Origin of the sequence: Enterobacter sp. 22466, from assembly GCF_052044775.1 — a bacterium.
Classification (GTDB): domain Bacteria; phylum Pseudomonadota; class Gammaproteobacteria; order Enterobacterales; family Enterobacteriaceae; genus Enterobacter; species Enterobacter dissolvens.
This window is the reverse complement of record NZ_JBQENX010000009.1, coordinates 143849-164941: the sequence shown is the minus strand read 5'-3', so window position 1 is coordinate 164941 and position 21093 is coordinate 143849. Positions and strand designations below refer to the sequence as shown.

Genomic DNA, 21093 nt, shown 5'->3' with positions numbered 1-21093 from the left:
AATCAGCAGCATTGAACCCTTCCTTGAGCAGGGCAGTTTGCTGAGCGATGCACCGTGGGGCTGGATTGCGGGGGCGGCATTAGGCGGCGGTGCCATCGGTGCACTGCTTGCGCACGGGGGTGACGGGGAAACAAAAACGAAAGTTATTGATAATACGAAAGACGTTGAGAGCGCAACGCCGACCTTTTTGCTCACCGATAATACGGGTGACAAGCAGGGTGTGTTGAGTGCAAAAGCGATCACTGACGATAACACACCAACCTTTAGCGGTACCGGCCAGCCGGGTGCGACCATTCAGATCAAAGACAGCAGCGGCAGCACCATTGCCAGCGCCATGGTCAGTAAAGAGGGGACCTGGACAGTACAACTTCCCACCCAGGCTGACGGGGAGCATACCTGGTCAGTGGTGCAAATCGACGGCAGTAAAACCACCTCCGCAGGTAGCATCACGGTGACCGTTGACACTGCCGAGGCGAGCGTAACGCTGGCAACAACGGCGGGCGATAACGTCATCAACGCCAGCGAGCAATCTGCAGGCTTTACGCTCTCGGGTGCCAGCAAAAACCTGGCGCAGGGAACGGAACTGACCGTCACGCTGAACGGCAAAACCTATACCGCGAACGTGGGCACCCATGGCGCGTGGAGCGTGAAGGTGCCTGCCGCAGACGCGCAGGCGCTGGGCGACGGCACCTGGACGGTCAACGTGAGCGGCAAAGACGCGGCGGGTAATATCGTGAGCGGCAGTCAGACGATTGGCGTCGATACCGTTGCGCCTGCGCTCTCCGTGAACGCGATCGCGCAGGACAATATCATTAACGCCGCTGAACATAATCAGCCGCTGACGATTAGCGGTAAAACCGATGCGGAAGCGGGCCAGATTGTGACGGTCACGCTGAACGGTAAAAATCACACGGCGACCGTGGGCAGCGACGGCACCTGGTCCGTCACGCTTCCTGCCGGTGAAGTACAGGCGATGGCTAACGGCGGACACACCCTGACGGTCAACGTCAGCGACAAAGCGGGTAACGGTTCTTCCACCACTGCCGATTTCACGGTTGATACCGCCGCTCCCGTTGTGACGATCAACACCGTCGCGGGTGACGACATTCTGAACACCAGCGAGCAGGGCCAGGCGCAGATTGTTTCCGGGAAGGCGAGCGGCGCGGCGGCAGGCGACGTGGTGACCGTGACCGTTGGCGGCCAGAGCTTTACCGGCGTGGTGCTTGCCGACGGCAGCTGGAGCGTCGGCGTGCCTGCCTCCGTCATCGGCGCACTCGGTGAGGGCAGCCACACGATTTCTGTCTCCGTCACTGATGCTGCGGGCAACACCGGCAGCGCGACGCACGGCGTGACGCTGAGCGGCAACCCGCCGGAATTCACGATTGACGCCATCAGCCAGGATAATGTCCTGAACGCGCAGGAGGCGATGCAGCCCCTGAGCCTGAGCGGCACCAGCAACCTGCCGAACGGCAGCGCCATCACCGTCACGTTAAACAACGTTGACTATCAGGCCACGGTTGAAAACGGTATCTGGACGGTTCAGGTGCCGGTTTCTGACGTGCTGAATCTGGCGAACACCCTTTACACCGTGAGCGTCAGCGGCACCGACAGCGTGGGTAACAGCGGCTCTGCCGAGGCGAATCTGCTGGTGGACACCGTGCTGCCGCAGGTCATTATCAATACGTTTGCGGGCGACAACCTGGTCAATAACGCCGAAGCGGGCGTCGATCAAACCCTCAGCGGACGCGTTACCGGCGCGGCGGCAGGCGATACCGTCTCTGTCACCGTCGGCGGCAAGCGCTACACCGCAACGGTTGGCAGCGATCTGACCTGGAGCGTGAAAATCCCGTCAGCGGATCTTCAGGCGTTCGGCGACGGCGATTTGACCTTCAGCGCCTCCGTCACTAACGCGCATGGCAATACCGGGACCGGCGAGCGTGATATCAATATCAACGCGGAGCTGCCGGGCCTGCGCGTGAACACCATTTCCGGCGATGACGTGATTAACGCCATTGAACAGCAGCAGGATCTGAGCGTCACCGGCTCCAGTACCCATCTGGTCGCGGGGACGCAGATTGTCGTCACCATCAACAACGTTGAGTACGTTACCGCGGTTAACGCCAGCGGCAACTGGCAGATCGGCGTTCCGGCGGCGGACCTGCAGGCCTGGACGGCGGGCGGCATGACGGTTAGCGTCAGCGCGGTAGATGCCTGGGGCAATACCGTTGCGGCTGAACACCCGATTGAACTCGATCTGAACGCCGTGGCGGTGACCATCGATACCATCAGCAGCGATGACAGGCTGAATGCGGCTGAAAAAGGTGCCGATCTTGTGCTGTCGGGCCAGACGCTGGGCGTGGAAGCGGGGCAGACCGTAGTGGTGAAATTCGCCGACCAGACCTTTACCGCGCAGGTGCAGCAGGACGGCTCCTGGAGCCTGACCGTGCCGGCCAGCGCCATGGAGACGCTGATCGACGGACGCGCGCAGGTCAGCGTCAGCGTGACGAACGTCAGTGGCAACAGCGCCGACGCGTCGCGCGTGGTGACCGTGGATACCTTACCGCCGTCCATTACGATCGATAACCTGACCGACGACAACATCATTAATGCGGCCGAAGCGCAGCAGGATCTGACCTTAAGCGGCAGCAGCAATGCTGAGGCGGGACAGACGGTTACCGTTACGCTGAATGGCAAGCACTATCAGACCACCGTCCAGAGTGACGGGACCTGGACGGTGAACGTACCGGCTGCGGATGTCGGCGCTCTGACCGACGGCACCGTCACGGTGACGGCAACCGTGAGTGACGTGGCGGGCAACAGCAGCAGCGCAGACCGCGTTGGGCTGGTGGATGCGACCGTCCCGCAGGTAACCATCAACGACTTTGTCACCGATACCAATACCGTTAACCAGCTCGCGCATTCACAGGCGCAGATCCTGAGCGGCTCGGTCACCGGTGCGGCAGCGGGCGATCGGGTGACCATCACCATTAACAGCGTCGATTACACCACGGTGGTGGATGCGGCGGGCAACTGGAGCCTTGGCCTGCCCGCGTCCGTCGTGCAGGGTCTGACGGACGGTACCTGGACCATCGATGTCTCCGTGACCGACCGATCCGGCAATACCGGAAGCAGTTCACTGGATGTGGTGGTGAATACCGTGACGCCTGTTATCGCCATCAGCACGCTGGCGGCGGACGACGTGATTAACGCGACCGAGAAGGGTGAAGATCTGCTGCTCTCCGGCACAAGTAACCAGCCAGAAGGGACCAGCATCACCGTTAACCTGAACGGCATCAATTACAACGCCACTACTGACGCCAGCGGTAACTGGAGCGTGACCGTACCGGCCTCGGCCGTTAGCGCGCTGGGAGAAGCCCATTACACCGTGACGGCGAGCGTCACGGATAGCGTAGGCAACAGCGCCTCAACCTCACACGATGTGCTGGTGGACAGCTCGCTGCCGGTGGTGACGATCGACACCCTGGCGGGCGACAATATCGTTAACGCAGCGGAAGTGGCGGCAGGACAAACCCTGACCGGTAAGGTGACGAACGCGGCGTCAGGTGACACTGTCACTATTATCCTTGGCGGCCAGACGTATACCGCTACCGTGCAGGACGATCTCACCTGGAGCCTGCCGTTAAGCGAGAGCCAGCTTACCGCGCTCGGCAACGGCGACCTCACCGTATCCGCCAGCGTGACCAACGCGCACGGCAATACCGGCTCCTCTTCTCTCGACTTCAACATCGACGCCCAGCTCCCGGGATTGCGGATTGATACCGTCGCAGGTGATGACGTGATTAACGTGATTGAACACGCGCAGAACCTGATTGTGTCTGGTACCAGTAGCGATCTGGCGGCGGGCAGCACCGTGACCGTGACCATCAACGGCAAAGATTATTCCGCAACGGTACTGGCGGACGGCACCTGGCAGGCGGCGGTGCCGGCGGCGGATGTGTCCCAGTGGGCGGACGGTTCGCTGGATATCAAGGCAAGCGCGCAGGATGCCTCCGGCAACCCGGTGGCTATCGGGACCGTCGTGGACGTCGATCTCGCGCCTGTCGCCATCACCATCAGCAGCGTGACCGACGATAACGTGCTCAACGCGGCGGAAAAAGGCCAGAACCTGGTGCTTTCCGGCACCACGTCCAACGTTGAAGCGGGTCAGACCGTGACCATCACCTTCGCGGGTAAAACCTATACCACCACGGTGGATGCCAACGGCGACTGGACCTGGACCGTACCGTCAGCTGATTTGAGCAGCCTGAAAGACGGCGACGCCAGCGTGCAGGTCAGCGTCACCAACGTGAACGGCAACGCGGCGTCTTCGGCGCAGGAATTCAGCGTCGATACCACCGCGCCGACGGTGACCATCAACACCATCAGCAATGACAATATGCTGAACGCGGCAGAGGCGGCACAGGATCTGACCCTGAGCGGCACCTCTACTGCCGAAGCAGGCCAGACGGTCACCGTGACCTTCAACGGCAATCAGTACACCGCGCAGGTGCAGGCGGACGGCAGCTGGACGCTCGACGTTCCGGCGGCGGATATGGCAGGCATCACCGACGGCAGCGCGGCGGTAACGGCGAGCGTGTCCGATAAGGCAGGCAACCCGGTCAGCGCGGGCTCCTCGGTGCTGGTCGACACCACCGTACCGCAGATTTCGTTCAACATCGTTGCGGGCGACGACGTCGTGAATATTGCCGAGCACGGCCAGGCGCTGATCGTCTCCGGTAAGGTAACGGGTGCGCAGGCGGGCGACGTGATTACCCTGAGCCTGAACGGCAAAGACTACACCGCCATGCTGGATGCGTCCGGCAGCTGGAGCGTGGGCGTTCCGGCGATGGACGTGGGCGCGCTGGCAAACGGCGACCAGACGATTTCCGCGACACTCACCGATAAAGCCGGCAACAGCACCACCGCGACGCACGAGTTTGACGTCTCCCTGACCGCGCCGGTGGTTGCCATCAATACCCTGGCGGTTGACGACGTGATCAACGCGACCGAGAAAGGTCAGGATCTGCTGGTGTCCGGCACCAGCAACCAGCCGGACGGCACCACCATTACGGTGACCCTGAACGGTATCAGCTATACGGCCACCACCGACGCCAGCGGCAACTGGAGCGTGACCGTTCCGGCTGCTCACGTGTCGGCTCTGGGGGAAGCGAACTACAGCGTGACGGCGAGCGTAACCGACACCGCAGGCAACAGTGCAAACACCAGCCATAACGTGCTGGTCGACAGCGCGCTGCCGCAGGTGTCCATCAACCCTGTTGCCACGGACGATGTCATTAACGCAGCGGAAGTGGCTGCCGGGCAGACCCTGAGCGGCAAAGTGAGCGGCGCGGCGAGCGGTGACACTGTCACTGTTTCAGTCGGCGGCAATACCTATACCGCGACGGTTCAGGACGATCTGAGCTGGTCGGTCAACGTGCCGTCCACGGTCTTAACCGCCATCGGTAACGGCGAACTGACGGTGTCAGCCAGCGTCACCAACGGCCACGGCAACACCGGAACTGGCGAGCGCGACATTACTATTGACGCCAACCTGCCGGGCCTGCGCGTCGATACTGTGGCGGGCGATGATGTGATCAACAGCATCGAACACGCGCAAAACCTGATTATTACCGGCTCCAGCGACGGGCTGGCGAGCGGGTCTGCGCTGACGGTCACCGTCAACGGTAAAACCTACGCGGCTACCGTGCTGGCGGATGGCACCTGGACGGCGGCCATTCCTGCGGCAGACGTCAGCGCGCTGAATGCGGGCACGGTCACCGTGACCGTGGAAGGCCAGAGCGCGGCGGGCAATCCGGTTTCCATCAGCCACGACGTGAAGGTGGATCTGGCGACCGTTGCCATCAGCATCAACGCCATCGCCACCGACGACGTGATTAACGCGGCAGAGAAAGGCGCGGACCTGGTGCTGTCCGGCTCGACCACCAATGTGGAAGAAAACCAGACCGTTACCATCACTTTCGGCGGCAAGTCGTACACCGCGACGGTCGATGCCAGCGGCAACTGGACGGCGACCGTACCGTCCGCCGATTTGGGCAGCCTGAAGGACGGCGATGCCAGCGTGCAGGTGAGCGTCACCAACGTGAACGGCAACAGCGCGTCGGCAGGCCGCGAGTACAGCGTGGACGCCACCGCGCCGACGGTATCTATTGAAATTGTCAGCGACAACAACATCATCAATGCGGCCGAAGCGCAGCAGGATCTGGTCGTTAACGGCGTGACCAACGCCGAAGCGGGCCAGACCGTCACCGTGACCCTGAACGGCGTGGACTACACCACCACCGTACAAACGAACGGCAGCTGGAGCGTGACCGTGCCGTCTGCAGACGTGGGCGCGATTACCGACGGCAACTACACCATCAGTGCCGCCGTCTCCGATAAAGCGGGTAACCCGGCCTCTGCGGATCGCGATGTGCTGGTGGATACCACAGTGCCACAGCTAACCATTAACACCGTGTCCGACGACGACGTGATCAACAGCGCCGAGCATGCGCAGGCGCTGATTGTCACGGGTTCCGTAACCGGCGCGGCGGCGGGCGACGTGGTCACCGTTACCCTCAACGGCAAATCCTACACCGCCACCCTGGATGCCTCAGGCAACTGGAGCGTGGGCGTGCCTGCGGCGGACGTCACCGCGTTGGCGGCCGGGGATTACACTATTACCGCGGCGCTGACCGATAAAGCGGGCAACAGCAACAGCGCCACGCACGGCGTGGAGGTGAACCTGACCGCGCCGGTACTGACCATTGACACCGTTTCCGGTGACGATGTGATCAACAACACCGAGAAAACCCAGGATCTGACGATCTCCGGTACGGCTTCCGGCCTGGCGACAGGCGCGGTAGTGACCGTGATGCTGAACGGCAAAGCGTACAGCGCGATGGTCGACAGCAACGGGAAATGGACCACCACCGTTCCGGCGGATCAGGTCGGCGCGTTGGGTGAAGCGTTGTACACCGTTACCGCATCGGCAACGGACAGCGTCGGCAACAGCACCAGCACGTCGCACACCGTGAACGTGGAATCCGTACTGCCGGGGGTGATCATCAACACCATTGCAGGTGACGACGTCATTAACGCAGCGGAAGTGGCCTCAGGTCAGACCATCAGCGGTAAGGTGGTGAATGCCGAAGCAGGCAACACCGTGACCGTGACGATTGGCGGCAACACCTGGACCGCAACGGTGCAGAACGATCTGACCTGGTCCGTCGATGTGCCGGAATCGGTCCTGACGGCGCTGGGTAACGGCGAACTGACGGTGAGCGCCAGCGTGACCAACAATGTGGGCAATAGCGGAACGGGCGAGCGCGAAATCGTGATAGACGCTAACCTGCCGGGCCTGCGCGTGGATACCGTGGCGGGTGACGACGTGATCAACAGCATCGAACACGGTCAAAACCTGATTGTGAACGGATCCAGCGATGGCCTGACCGCAGGTACCACCTTGACCGTCACCGTAAACGGTAAAACGTATCCGGCGACCGTGCTGGCCGACGGCACCTGGAACGCGGCGATCCCGGCAGCGGATGTCGGCGCACTGGCTGCAGGAACGGTCACCGTGACCGTTGAAGGGCAAAGCAGCGCAGGTAACCCGGTGTCCATCAGTCACAACGTGACGGTAGATCTGGCAAATGTTGCCATCAGCATCGACGCCATTGCCACAGACGATGTGATTAACGCGGTTGAAAAGGGCGCGGATCTGGTGCTCTCCGGCAGCACCAGCAACGTGGAAGAAAACCAGACCGTCACGATCACCTTAGCTGGCAAGCTCTACACTGCAACCGTGGGTGCTGACGGTAAATGGACCGCCACGGTGCCAGCGGCCGATCTGACTGGCCTGAAGGACGGCGATGCCAGCGTGCAGGTGAGCGTCACCAACGACAATGGCAACAGTGCCTCTGCGGGGCGCGAGTACAGCGTGGACACCACCGCGCCGTCCGTGACCATTAATACGATTGCCCTGGACGACATCCTCAACGCCACGGAGGCACAATCTGACCTGGCGATCTCCGGTACCAGCACCGCCGAAGCGGGACAGACGGTAACCGTATCGCTGAACGGCAAGGACTACACTGCAACGGTCGGTTCAGACGGTCACTGGACGCTGAACGTCCCGGCGGCGGATCTGGCGGCGCTCAGCGACGGCAGCGTGACCGTCACCGCATCGGTCAGCGACAAGGCGGGTAACCCGGCGTCGGTTGATCATAATCTGACGGTGGACTTGACCGTGCCTCAGGTGACCATCAGCACCATCGCGGGCGACGATGTCATTAACATCGCAGAACACGGCCAGGCACAAATCATCAGCGGCACCGCCACCGGTGCGGCACCGGGCGATAAGGTCACCGTCACGATTGGTGGCCAGACGTACACCACCGTGCTGGACGCGGCGGGCAACTGGAGCGTGGGCGTACCGGCGAGCGTGATTTCCGGCCTCAGCGACGGCACAGTGACCGTCACGGCGTCAGTCACTGACACGGCGGGCAACACCGGTTCCGGCAGCCACAACTTGACCATTGATACCGGCCTGCCTTCAGTCAATTTCAACGCTATCAGCGATGACAACGTCCTGAACGCGGTGGAGAAAGGTCAGGATCTGAACGTCAGCGGCACCAGCGCCAACCTGGCGGAAGGTACCGTGGTGACCGTGACCCTGAACGGTAAAAACTACACGGCCACCACGGCAGCGGACGGCACCTGGAGCCTGACGTTTCCGGCTGCCGATCTGGCGGGGCTGGGTCAGGCGAACTACACCCTGAATGCGACCGCCACCAACGGCGTGGGCAACAGCGTGAGCAACAGTGCGAACCTGCTGGTCGACACTGCGCTGCCGACCGTCACCATCAACACCGTGGCGGGCGATAACGTGATTAACGCAGCGGAAGTGGCGGCAGGCCAGACGATCAGCGGTACCGTGGCGAATGCCGAAGCGGGTAATACCGTAACCGTGACGATTGGCGGCAACAGCTACACCGCGACGGTGCAGAGCGATCTGAGCTGGTCCGTGAACGTGCCGTCCGACGTCCTGACCGCGCTCGGCAACGGCAGCCTGAGCGTCACCGCGACCGTTACCAACGGCCACGGCAATACCGGCTCTGGCGCACGCGACATCACTATCGACGCCAACCTGCCGGGCCTGCGTGTGGACACCGTGGGGGGCGATGATGTGATCAACACCATCGAGCACAACCAGAACCTGATTATCACCGGCTCCAGCGACGGGCTTACCCCTGGCACCGCGCTGACTGTGACCGTCGACGGGAAAGACTATTCCGCAACGGTGCTGGCGGACGGCACCTGGAGCGCGGCAGTCCCGGCGGCGGACGTGAGCACGTGGCCGGAAGGCACCGTGAAGATCAGCGTCACCGGCGACAGCACGGCGGGTAACCCGATTACCATCAGCCATGATGTCACCGTGGATCTGGCAACGGTTGCCATCAGCATCAACGCCATTGCCACCGACGACGTGATTAACGCGGCGGAGAAGGGCGCGGATCTGGTGCTGTCTGGCGCCACCACCAACGTGGAAGCCGGGCAGACCGTCACCCTGAGCATGGGCGGTAAAATCTATACCGCGCAGGTCGATGCCGACGGCAACTGGACCGCAACCGTGCCAGCGGCGGATCTGGCGGGCCTGAAGGATGGCGACGCCAGCGTGCAGGTGAGCGTCACCAACGTCAACGGCAACAGCGCCTCGGCGGGCCGTGAGTACAGCGTGGATGCCACCGCGCCGTCCGTGACCATCAACATCCTGGCGGCCGACGACATTCTGAACGCCGCTGAAGCGCAGTCCGATCTGACCGTGTCCGGCACCACCACCGCAGAAGCGGGCCAGACGGTGACCGTGACGCTGAACGGCAAAGATTACACCACAACCGCAGGCGCGGACGGCAGCTGGACGCTGAGCGTTCCGGCGGCGGATCTGGCGGCGCTCAGCGATGGCAGCGTGACCGTCACCGCATCGGTCAGCGACAAGGCGGGTAACCCGGCGTCGGTTGATCATAATCTGACGGTGGACTTGACCGTGCCTCAGGTGACCATCAATACCATTGCCGGTGACGACGTGATTAACGTGGCCGAGCACGCGCAGGCGCAGATCGTCAGTGGCTCCGCCACCGGTGCGGCACCGGGTGATAAGGTCACCGTGACGATTGGCGGCCAGAGCTACACCACCGTGCTCGACGCGGCGGGCAACTGGAGCGTGGGCGTACCCGCCAACGTTATTTCTGGCCTCAGCGACGGCAGCGTGACCGTCACGGCGTCCGTCACTGACGCGGCGGGCAATACCGGTTCCGGCACCCATAGCGTGACTGTGGACACCGGTCTGCCTTCAGTCAATTTCAACGCTATCAGCGATGACAACGTCCTGAACGCGGTGGAGAAAGGCCAGGATCTGAGCATCAGCGGCACCAGCGCCAACCTGGCGGAAGGTACCGTGGTGACCGTTTCCCTGAACGGTAAAAACTACACGGCCACCACGGCGGCGGACGGCACCTGGAGCCTGACGGTTCCGGCCGCCGATCTGGCGGGGCTGGGTCAGGCGAACTACACCCTGAATGCGACCGCCACCAACGGCGTGGGTAACAGCATCAGCACGACCGCGAACCTGCTGGTCGATACCGCGCTGCCGACCGTCACCATCAACACCGTGGCGGGCGACAACGTCATCAACGCGGCGGAAGTGGCGGCAGGCCAGACCATCAGCGGTATCGTGGCGAATGCCGAAGCGGGTAATACCGTAACCGTGACGATTGGCGGCAACAGCTACACCGCGACGGTGCAGAGCGATCTGAGCTGGTCTGTTAACGTCCCATCCGACGTCCTGACCGCGCTCGGCAACGGCGACCTGACGGTATCAGCGACCGTCACCAACGGCCACGGCAACACCGGTGCGGGCGAACGCGATATCACCATCGACGCCAACCTGCCGGGTCTGCGTGTGGACACCGTGGCGGGCGACGATGTGATCAACAGCATCGAGCATGGCCAGAACCTGATCGTCACCGGTTCCAGCGACGGGCTGGCGGCGGGCACAACGCTCACCGTGACCCTGAATGGCAAAACCTATGCGGCTTCGGTGCTGGCCGACGGCACCTGGAGTGCGGCGATCCCGGCGGCAGACGTCGGGGCCCTGGCGGCCGGTACGGTCACCGTGACCGTGGCAGGCCAGAGTACCGCGGGTAACCCGGTCTCCATTAACCACGATGTGAACGTGGATCTGGCAGCGGTCGCCGTGAGCATTGATGCGATTGCCACCGACGACGTGATTAACGCGGCGGAGAAAGGTGCGGATCTGGTGCTCTCCGGTAGCACCAGCAACGTGGAAGAAAACCAGACCGTTACCATCACCTTTGGCGGCAAGTCTTACACCGCCACCGTCGATGCCGACGGCAACTGGACCGCCACCGTGCCGTCCATGGATCTGGCGGGCCTGAAGGATGGCGAGGCCAGCGTGCAGGTGAGCGTCACCAACGTCAACGGCAACAGCGCCTCGGCGGGCCGCGAGTACAGCGTAGATACGACCGCGCCAGGCGTAAGCATTGATACGGTCGCTGGCGATAACGTGATTAACGGCAGCGAAGCCGCTGCGGGCGTGACCATTTCCGGCACCACCACGGCGGAAGTCGGGCAGACCGTCACCGTGACGCTGGGCGGTAAGAGCTATACCGCGCAGGTACAGCAGGGTGGCCTCTGGAGCGTGAACGTACCGGGCACCGACCTGTCCGCACTGGCGGATAACGGCTACACCGTACAGGTTAGCGTGAGCGACGCCGCGGGTAACCCGGGCAGCGCGGGCAAAGCGATTACGCTTGATACCACGCCGCCGACCGTTAGCTTTAACGTCGTGGCGGGCGATAACGTCATCAACAGCGTGGAGCACGGTCAGGCGCAGATCGTCAGCGGCACCGCAACCGGCGCGAGCGTCGGCGATAAGGTGGTTATCACCATCGGTTCGAACCAGTACACCACCACCGTTGACGCCAGCGGCAGCTGGAGCGTGGGCGTTCCGGCCAGCGTGATTTCCGCACTGACCGACGGCACCGTGACCCTCAGCGCGACCATTACCGACAGCGCGGGCAACAGCAGCACCCAGACCCACGATGTGGTGGTGAATACGGCCTCCGTGGCGCTGACGGTGAACACCATTAGCGGTGACGACGTCATCAACGCGGCTGAAGCCGGTTCGTCACTGGTGATTAACGGCTCCAGCGCCCAGTTCGCCAGCGGCACGCAGGTTACCGTGACGCTTAACGGCAAGAGCTATACGGCCACCATCCAGAGCGACGGCAGCTGGACGACCACCGTTCCGGCCGCAGACGTGGGCGCCCTGGCCGATGGCGAGAGCTATCAGGTGTCCGTGTCGGCGCAGGACAGCGCGGGCAACAGCGCGTCGGCGACGCACGGCATCAGCGTGGACACCACTGCGCCGGTGGTGAGCATTGCCACGCTGTCCGGCGACGACGTTCTGAACGCGGCGGAAGCGCAGCAGCCGCTTACCGTACACGGCTCTTCCAGCGCGGAAGCGGGCCAGAGCGTCACCGTCACGCTGGGCGGTAAATCCTATACCGCCACGGTGGCCAACGACGGTACCTGGACGCTGGACGTTCCGGCCGCCGATCTTGCCAGCCTGAGCGAAGGCGCGCTGACGGTCACCGCGTCGGTGAACGACAAGGCGGGTAATAACGGTCAAACCACGCATACCTTAACGGTAGACACCGTTGCGCCAACCGTGACCATCAGCACCGTGGCCGATGACGATATCGTCAACAACGCGGAACAGCTGGCGGGCCAGACCATTAGCGGCACCACCACGGCGGAACAGGGCCAGACGGTGATCGTCTCCTTCAACGGGCACAGTTATCAGGCGACCGTCGCGGCAGACGGTTCGTGGTCGGTCTTCGTGCCGGGCCGTGATTTCCTCGGCCTGAGCGACGGGGATTACACCATTACGGCTGCGGTGAGCGATAAGGCGGGCAACCCGGGCAGCGCAACGCACGACGTGACGCTGAACGGCGATGTCCCAACCATCACCATTAACACCTTTGCGCAGGACGATATCGTCAACGCCGCCGAGCACGGCACGCCGCTGACTGTCAGCGGCACCACCGACGCCCCGGCGGGCCAGACGGTGACCATTACGCTGAACGGTAAAACCTATACGGCGACCGTGCAGAATGACGGCAGCTGGCGCTACACGCTCGGCAGCGCAGATGTGGCCGCGCTGGCGGACGGCGGTTCGTACGTGATTAACGCGCAGGTCAGCAACACCATCGGCAACAGCGCCAGCGACAACCACACCGTCACCGTGGATCTCACCGCGCCGTCGATGGGGATCAGCATTGATTCACTGCAAAACGACACCGGTTTGAGCGCGACTGATTTCATCACCAATAACAGTCAGGTGGTCGTCAACGGTTCGCTGACCGCGCAACTCGGCAACAACGAGAAGGCGCAGATCAGCCTGGACGGTGGGGCCACGTGGAGTGATCTGAGCGTGATCGGCACAACCTGGCGCTACACCGACGGCCGCACCCTGACCGACGGTACGTACCAGTACCAGGTACGTGTTGTCGATAATGCGGGCAACGTGGGGGCAACGGATAGCCAGGACGTGGTGATTGATCTGACCGCGCCTGCGGCCACGACGATCACGGTTGATTCCATCACCCAGGATACCGGTCTGTCCGGCAGCGACTTTATCACCAGCGACACGCAGATCAGCCTGAAAGGGACGCTGGGCGCGGCGCTGGGCAGCGGTGACCATGCACAGATTAGCCTCGACGGCGGCGTTACCTGGACCGACGTCAGCGTCAGCGGTTTGAGCTGGACCTATGTTGATGGCCGCACGCTGGCTGACGGGGATTACAACTACCAGCTGCGCGTCATTGACGATGCGGGGAACATCAGCGCCACCGCCAGCCAGGTGGTGACCATTGATACGGTTGCACCGGATGCCAGCAAAACGATCGCCATCGACAGCATCAGCGATGATACCGGCCTGAGCGGCAGCGACTTTATCACTAACGATACGTCCCTGACGCTGCACGGCTCGCTCGGCGCAACGCTGGCCGACGGGGAATACGCGCAGATCAGCATCGACGGCGGCGTGACCTGGCAAAACGTTAACGTCACCGGCAACTCCTGGTACTACGTGGACGGTCGCACGCTGGGTAACGCCACCTATGACTACTACGTTCGCGTGGTCGATGCCGCTGGTAACGTAGGCGCCAGCGCCCATCAGCAGGTGACCGTCGATACGGTCGCCCCGGATGCGGCGATTACGGTGAGCGTGGATAACATCACCGTCGATACCGGCTTCGACAACAACGACTTCCTGACCAGCTCGACCTCGTACACCCTGCACGGCACGCTCGGTGCGGAGCTGGGGGCGGGTGAGTTCGTTCAGGTGAGCATGGATGGCGGCACCACCTGGGTCTACGCCACCGTGAGCGGCACGCAGTGGAGCTATAACGATACGCGTACCCTGATCGACGGTAGCTACAACTACCAGGTGCGGGTTGTTGACCAGGCGGGTAACGTCGGAGCAACCACCTCGCAGGCGGTGACGGTGGATACCCAGGCGCCGCAGTACGGCGTCACCATCGACAGCATCAGCGAGGATACCGGGCAGTCCGGCAGTGATTTCATCACCATGGACACCACGCTGACCATCAACGGTTCGCTGGGCAGCGCGCTGGCGAGCGACGAGCGGGTGCAGATCAGCCTCGACGGCGGCAATACGTGGATTGACACCACGGTGACGAACCAGCGCTGGAGCTACACCGATACCCGCGATCTGCCTGACGGGGATTACACCTACCAGGTACGAATTATCGACCAGGCGGGCAACGTTGGCTCCACCGCGTCGCAGGTGGTGACGGTGGATACCACGCCGCCAACCACCGTGGGTAGCGTGGTGAGCTACACCGATGGTGAAGGCGAGCGTCAGGGCACTTACGGCGCGTCGGTGGCGACGGATGATACCTCGCCGCTGATCAACGGTACGCTGAACCGCGCCCCGGACGACGGTGAAATTGTGCAGCTCTATCGCGACGGCATTCTGCTCGGTCAGGTGACCATGAACGGCAGCGCCAGCTGGTCCTTCCAGGACAACGGCCTGAGCGATGGCAACCACACCTACATTGTGCGCGTCACCGACAAAGCCGGTAACTACACGGAATCGGACGGGTTTGTGCTGAACGTCGATACCCGCGTGCCGACCACCACAGCGGCAATTACCGCCCAGACCACCTCCGATACCACGCCGATTGTCAGCGGTACGGTCTCCGCAGACCTGGTGAACGGGGAATATCTGGTGGTGATTGTGAACGGTAAAACCTACACCTCCCAGACGGGCGGTGCGGTCGTCGTCGACCCGGATCACAACACCTGGTATCTGCAGATCCCGGACAGCGATGCGCTGGGCGTGGCGAGCTATAGCGTCACAGCACAGGTGAAGAGCAGCGCGGGCAACGGTAACACCACCGGTATTGCCAATGGCAGCCTGGTGATTGATACCACCACCGTGAATACCGACTGGGCGACCACCGCGGGGAACAGCAACAACTCGACCATGACCGTCGGCACGAACAGCAGTGGCCTGTGGAATATCATTGCTAACGGCCAGTCTTACTCCAGCAGCGATAGCTCGACCTATGCTGGCAATACGCTGACCAACACCCGCGGCTATTACGTGGTGAGCCAGACCGCCGCTGACTTCGACCGTAACGGCACGCAGGATATCTTCGCGACGGAAAATACCTACGCGGGCTCTACGCAGGTGATGTGGACCTACGATGGCAGCACCTATAACGCCAGCCAGCTGGCGATGGGCACCACCATCTGGTACGGCGGCGTGATTGCCTACGACAAAACCGGGGATGGCTATCTGGATCTGGCGTACGGCGATGCCGGTATGGACTCATTGACCTATCTGGTGAACAACAACGGCGTCCTGTCGCCGGACGGCACCGGCGGTGAAGGCGGGTTCTACGGTCAGTTTGACTCCGGGCGTGAAATCTCCGGCGTTGACCTGAATAACGACGGTACGGTGGATATTGTTCAGCACACCAACCGCAGCGGCGCGTACTCGTTAACCGTGATCAACAACAACGGCAACGGCACGCTCTCTATCGGTCAGAACCTGACGAACGTGTTTGTGGCAAACGCCTCGAATACTACCACGGCAGCCTCCATGACGTGGGCAGACTTCAACGGCGACGGCTACATGGATCTGTACCTGGGCAGCAGCTACAACAACAACGGTGGGGTGATTTACTACAACAATGGCGCAGGACAGCTGTCCACGACCAAGAGCGCGGTTGAAGCCTCTAACGCCACGGCTGGCTATCTGTCGGTGGCGGTGGACTGGAACGGTGACGGGCAGATGGACATCATCAAGCTCAGCACCTACGGCGGCTCGCAGACGGCGACTCTGTTCACCAACAACGGCTACGGCTCAAGCTGGACATCAGGCCAGCTGGCGTCCGGTATTGCTTACGCGACCGGCGTGGCCGCGGTGGATTACAACTGGGACGGCGCGCAGGATCTGCTGGTGTCGCAGCAGAATGGCAAGGTGGTGCTGGTACAAAACAGCAAAACCATTGCCGACGGCACCGCGATGCACCTGCACATTGTCGACAGCGAGGGCATCAACGCCTACTACGGCAACACGGTCAACCTGTACAACGCCGCGGGCGTACTGGTGGCGTCGCAGATCATCAATGCCCAGTCCGGTATCGGCTCGAACGATACCTCTGCCCTGGTGAGTTTCTACGGACTGGATCCGAACGAGACCTACTCGGCAGAGATCGTCAAGATCACCAACGGCGTGTCGGATAACGTCACCTGGAACGGTCTGGAAGCGGGCAACGGCAAAGAGGGCTACGTTCTCACGGCCGAAGCGGCCACCGGCGGTCACAGCGGGACCCTTACCGGGACCGGGTATAACGACACCTTTATCGCAGAGGATGGCACCTATACCTATAACGGCTCCGGCGGCTGGAATACCCATTCCGACTACGACACCTGGAGCAACACCGGCGGGATGGACGTGGTGGATTATCGCAATGCGACCTCCGGCGTGACCGTTGACCTGCGCCTCTCTACCGCACAGGACACCGGGTTCGGTACGTCACGACTGCTCAACATTGAGGGAATTAACGGCTCGAACTTCGACGACGTCATTACCGGCAACAGCGGTGATAACCAGTTCGAAGGCCGCGGCGGGAACGACACCTTCAACATCGGCAGCGGCGGTCACGATACCTTGCTCTACAAGCTGATCAACGCGACGGATGCGACGGGCGGTAACGGGCACGACGTGGTGAACGGCTTTACGGTCGGTACCTGGGAAGGGACGGCGGACACGGATCGTATTGACCTGCGCGACCTGCTCTCCGGCAGCGGCTATACCGGCACCGGCTCGGCGAGCTACGTGAACGGCGTGGCCACGCTGGACAGCAGCGCGGGCAACATCACCGATTACATCCGCGTGGTGCAAAACGGCAGCAATACCGAGATCCAGGTTGACCTCGACGGGACGGGCGGTCAGTTCTCGCCCACCACGCTGGTGACCCTGAACGGCGTCCAGACGGATCTGGCAACGCTGCTGGCGAACCATCAGCTGTTAATTGCGTAAAACTACGCCGCGGGGAGCGATCCTCGCGGCCTTTTGCGTTTCTTTAGACGAATTGCGTTAACCCGGAGATTATGAAGACACATCCACAGTACGAACCCTGGCTGCAGGGCATGCTCACCATCGCGAAGCACTATCGGCTGGACTTATCGGCGGAGCACGTTCGGGTCACGATTAACCATGAAAGTCAGTCTCCGCGCCAGCTGGTGCTGGAGGAGATGGCGCGCCAGCTTGGGCTCGGGATGCGTGTGGTGGCGGCTGAAGCGGTATCCCTCGACCCGTGGCGTCTGCCGCTGCTGGCGGAGTTCACCGGTGGCCAAATCGCGGTCATTAACCGCATGGACAACGATGGCAACGTCAGCCTGCAATTCAGCGGCGACGGCGGGCTGGAGACAACGCTGACACGGGAAGCGCTCGGTTCGCGGTTGAAAACGCTGCTGGTGTTGCGCCCGCTGGAATCCACACCGGATGCCCGCGTGGATGACTACATCAAACCGTATGAGAAAAACTGGTTCTGGCAGCTGGCGCTGAAAGACTGGCGGCGCTACAGCGATATCATGCTGGTGGCGCTGGTCGCCAACGTGCTGGCGCTTTCTGGCATGATCTTTTCCATGCAGGTCTATGACAGAGTGGTCCCGTCGCAGTCTGAAGCCACCCTATGGGTACTGTTTGGCGGCGTGATGATCGCCATTGTGTTCGAGTTCATTATGCGCATGCTGCGCGTACATATTTCGGATGTGGTGGGAAAACGCGCTGACCTGCGGATCTCCGAGCGGGTGTTTGCCCACGCGCTGCGGATCAAAAACGGGGCCCGCTCCAAATCGACCGGCTCGTTTATCGCCCAGATCCGCGAGCTGGAGTCGGTGCGCGAGCTGATTACCTCCACCACCATCGCGGCGATTTCCGATCTGCCGTTCTTCCTGCTGTTTGTCTTTATTATCTGGATGATTGGCGGTCCGCTGGTGCTGGTGGTTCTGCTCGCCGTACCGCTTCTGCTGATCCCCGGCCTGCTGGTGCAGCGCCCGCTGGGAAAACTCTCCAGCGAAGGGATGCGTGAATCCGCCATTCGTAACGCCACCCTGGTGGAGGCGGTGCAGGGCATTGAGGACATCAAGCTGATGCGCGCCGAACAGCGTTTTCAGAATCAGTGGAACAACACCAACGATGTGGCGGCCAGCGTCGGGATGAAACAGCGCTGGCTGACAGGGCTGCTCCTGACCTGGACCCAGGAGGTGCAGTCGATTGTCTACGCGGTGGTATTGCTGGTGGGGTGTTATCTGGTCATCAGCGGCGACATGACCACCGGTGCGCTGGTAGGGACCTCGATTCTGGCGTCGCGCACTATCGCGCCGCTGTCGCAGATCTCAGGCGTGCTCTCGCGCTGGCAGTCGGCAAAGGTGGCGCGCAAGGGGCTGGACGACCTGATGCAGCGCCCGATTGACGATCCTCAGCAAGGCAAAAAGGTCCATAAAGCCCATCTGCGCGGGGACTATGCGCTTGAGGACGTGGGGTTCTGGTACGACGAAGAGGAAAAACTGACCGTGCTGAACATCAGCAAGCTGCAGATCCGCGCCGGTGAACGGGTGGCGGTGCTGGGGCGCAACGGCTCCGGTAAAAGCACCTTGCTGCAGCTTCTGGCCGGGATGCAGGAACCGCAGCAGGGGAGCATTCTGCTGGACGATATCGCCTTAAACCATCTCGACACCGCCGACGTGCGCCGGGATATGCAGTTGCTCAGCCAGCAGGCGCGGCTGTTCTTTGGCTCCGTGCGCGACAATATTGTGATGGGCAATCCGCTTGCCACCGACGAGGAGATTCATCAGGCACTGGTCAACAGCGGTGCGCTGGAGTTTGTCCGCAAGCAGAAAATGGGGCTGAACTACATCATCAATGAAGGGGGGGCCGGGTTATCCGGTGGTCAGCGTCAGGCGTTACTGCTGGCGCGCGCCCTGATTACGTCGCCCAACATTCTCCTGCTGGACGAGCCTACCGCCTGGCTGGATGAGATGAGCGAAAAACAGTTTATACAGCACTTACAGCAATGGCTGGGCAAGCGCCGGACGCTGGTGGTGGCAACACACCGGCTGCCGATTCTGGATCTGGTTGACCGTATCATCGTGTTGGAAAACGGGAAAGTGGTCATGGACGGTCCGCGCGACGCGATCCTGCGTCAGCATGGGATGGCTCCGCAAAAGGCGCCTCAGCGTACCGCGACCCTGAAACCGGCCGCAGTGGTCAGGGAGGGTATGGCATGAATGATGTATCCCGCTACAACAGCCGCCTGAAAGAGCCGCGTCTGCCGCGCTCCACGTGGGTGGCATGGTCCCTGTTCGCACTGCTTGCGGTATTTATCGCCTGGGCGAGCCTGTTCCAGCTCGATGAAGTCACCACCGGCAACGGCAAAGTGATACCGTCTTCCCACGAGCAGGTCATCCAGTCGCTGGAAGGGGGTATTATCCATAGCCTGCTGGTGCGCGAAGGTGACATCGTCGAACGTGGTCAGCAGCTGGCTCAGCTTGACCGGACCAAAACAGAGTCCAGCGTGCTGGAGAGTGAGTCTCGTCTGAACGCCGCGCTGGCAACGGCTGCCCGCCTGAAGGCGGAAGTCAACGACACGGAACTCGCGTTTCCGCAAGAGCTGGATGACGACGTTGAGCTGGTCAAACAGGAAACGGCGCTCTACCAGTCCCGCCGGGAAAGTCTTGAAAAAGGGCTGGCGGGTTTACGTCAGGGGGCTGAACTTGTTCAGCGTGAGCTGTCGTTAACCCGTCCGCTGGTCACCCAGGGGGCGGCGAGCAAGGTGGCGGTGCTACGTCTTGAGCGGCAAAAAAATGAGCTTGAGAACAAAATCACCGAAATGAAAAACCAGTATTACGTGCGCGCCCGTGAAGAGCTGGCGAAAGCGAATGCGGAGATCGAAGCCCAGCGCTCGGTGATGAAAGGGCGTGAGGATTCGCTGACCCGGCTGACCTTCAATGCCCCGGTTCGTGGGATTGTGAAGGATATCGACGTCACGACCGTCGGCGGCGTCATCCCACCGAATGGTAAACTGATGAGTCTGGTGCCTCTTGACGATCAGATGGTGGTTGAAGCCAAAATTTCGCCGCGTGATGTGGCGTTTATCCATCCTGGTCAAAAAGCGCTGGTAAAAATTACCGCCTATGACTACTCGATTTACGGCGGGCTGGCAGGTGAGGTGACCATGATTTCACCGGATACCCTTCAGGATGAGGTCAAGAGAGACGTTTACTACTATCGCGTCTATATCCGTACCGACAGTAACCATCTGACCAATAAGCAGGGTAAAGATTTCCCTGTGTTTCCGGGGATGATTGCGACGGTCGATATTAAAACGGGCAGTAAATCGATCCTCGATTATCTGTTGAAACCGCTGAACAAGGCAAAAGAAGCGTTGCGGGAACGTTAATGAAAAGGGC

Annotated in this window: 2 protein-coding genes and 1 pseudogene; all 3 read left to right on the top strand. The window is 61.7% G+C overall.

Going from position 1 to position 21093, the window contains the following annotated elements; genetic code table 11:
• Position 1: 1 nt before the first annotated feature.
• Positions 2–17659: pseudogene (locus tag ACTJJI_RS21005) on the top strand (Ig-like domain-containing protein); the annotation flags it as partial.
• 71 nt (positions 17660–17730) lie between these two features.
• Positions 17731–19911 (top strand): type I secretion system permease/ATPase, encoded by a 2181-nt coding sequence (locus ACTJJI_RS21000; RefSeq protein WP_440655488.1) that lies wholly within the window; start codon positions 17731–17733, stop codon positions 19909–19911.
• A complete protein-coding gene (locus ACTJJI_RS20995; protein WP_440655487.1) occupies positions 19908–21083 on the top strand; it encodes an HlyD family type I secretion periplasmic adaptor subunit in 1176 nt (391 codons plus the stop codon). Before ACTJJI_RS21000 ends, ACTJJI_RS20995 begins: the two co-directional genes overlap by 4 nt.
• Positions 21084–21093: the final 10 nt, after the last annotated feature.

Coding starts and splice junctions, on each gene's coding strand:
- ACTJJI_RS20995 (WP_440655487.1), top strand. CDS start 19,908: ATGAATGATGTATCCCGCTACAACAGCCGCCTGAAAGAGCCGCGTCTG.
- ACTJJI_RS21000 (WP_440655488.1), top strand. CDS start 17,731: ATGAAGACACATCCACAGTACGAACCCTGGCTGCAGGGCATGCTCACC.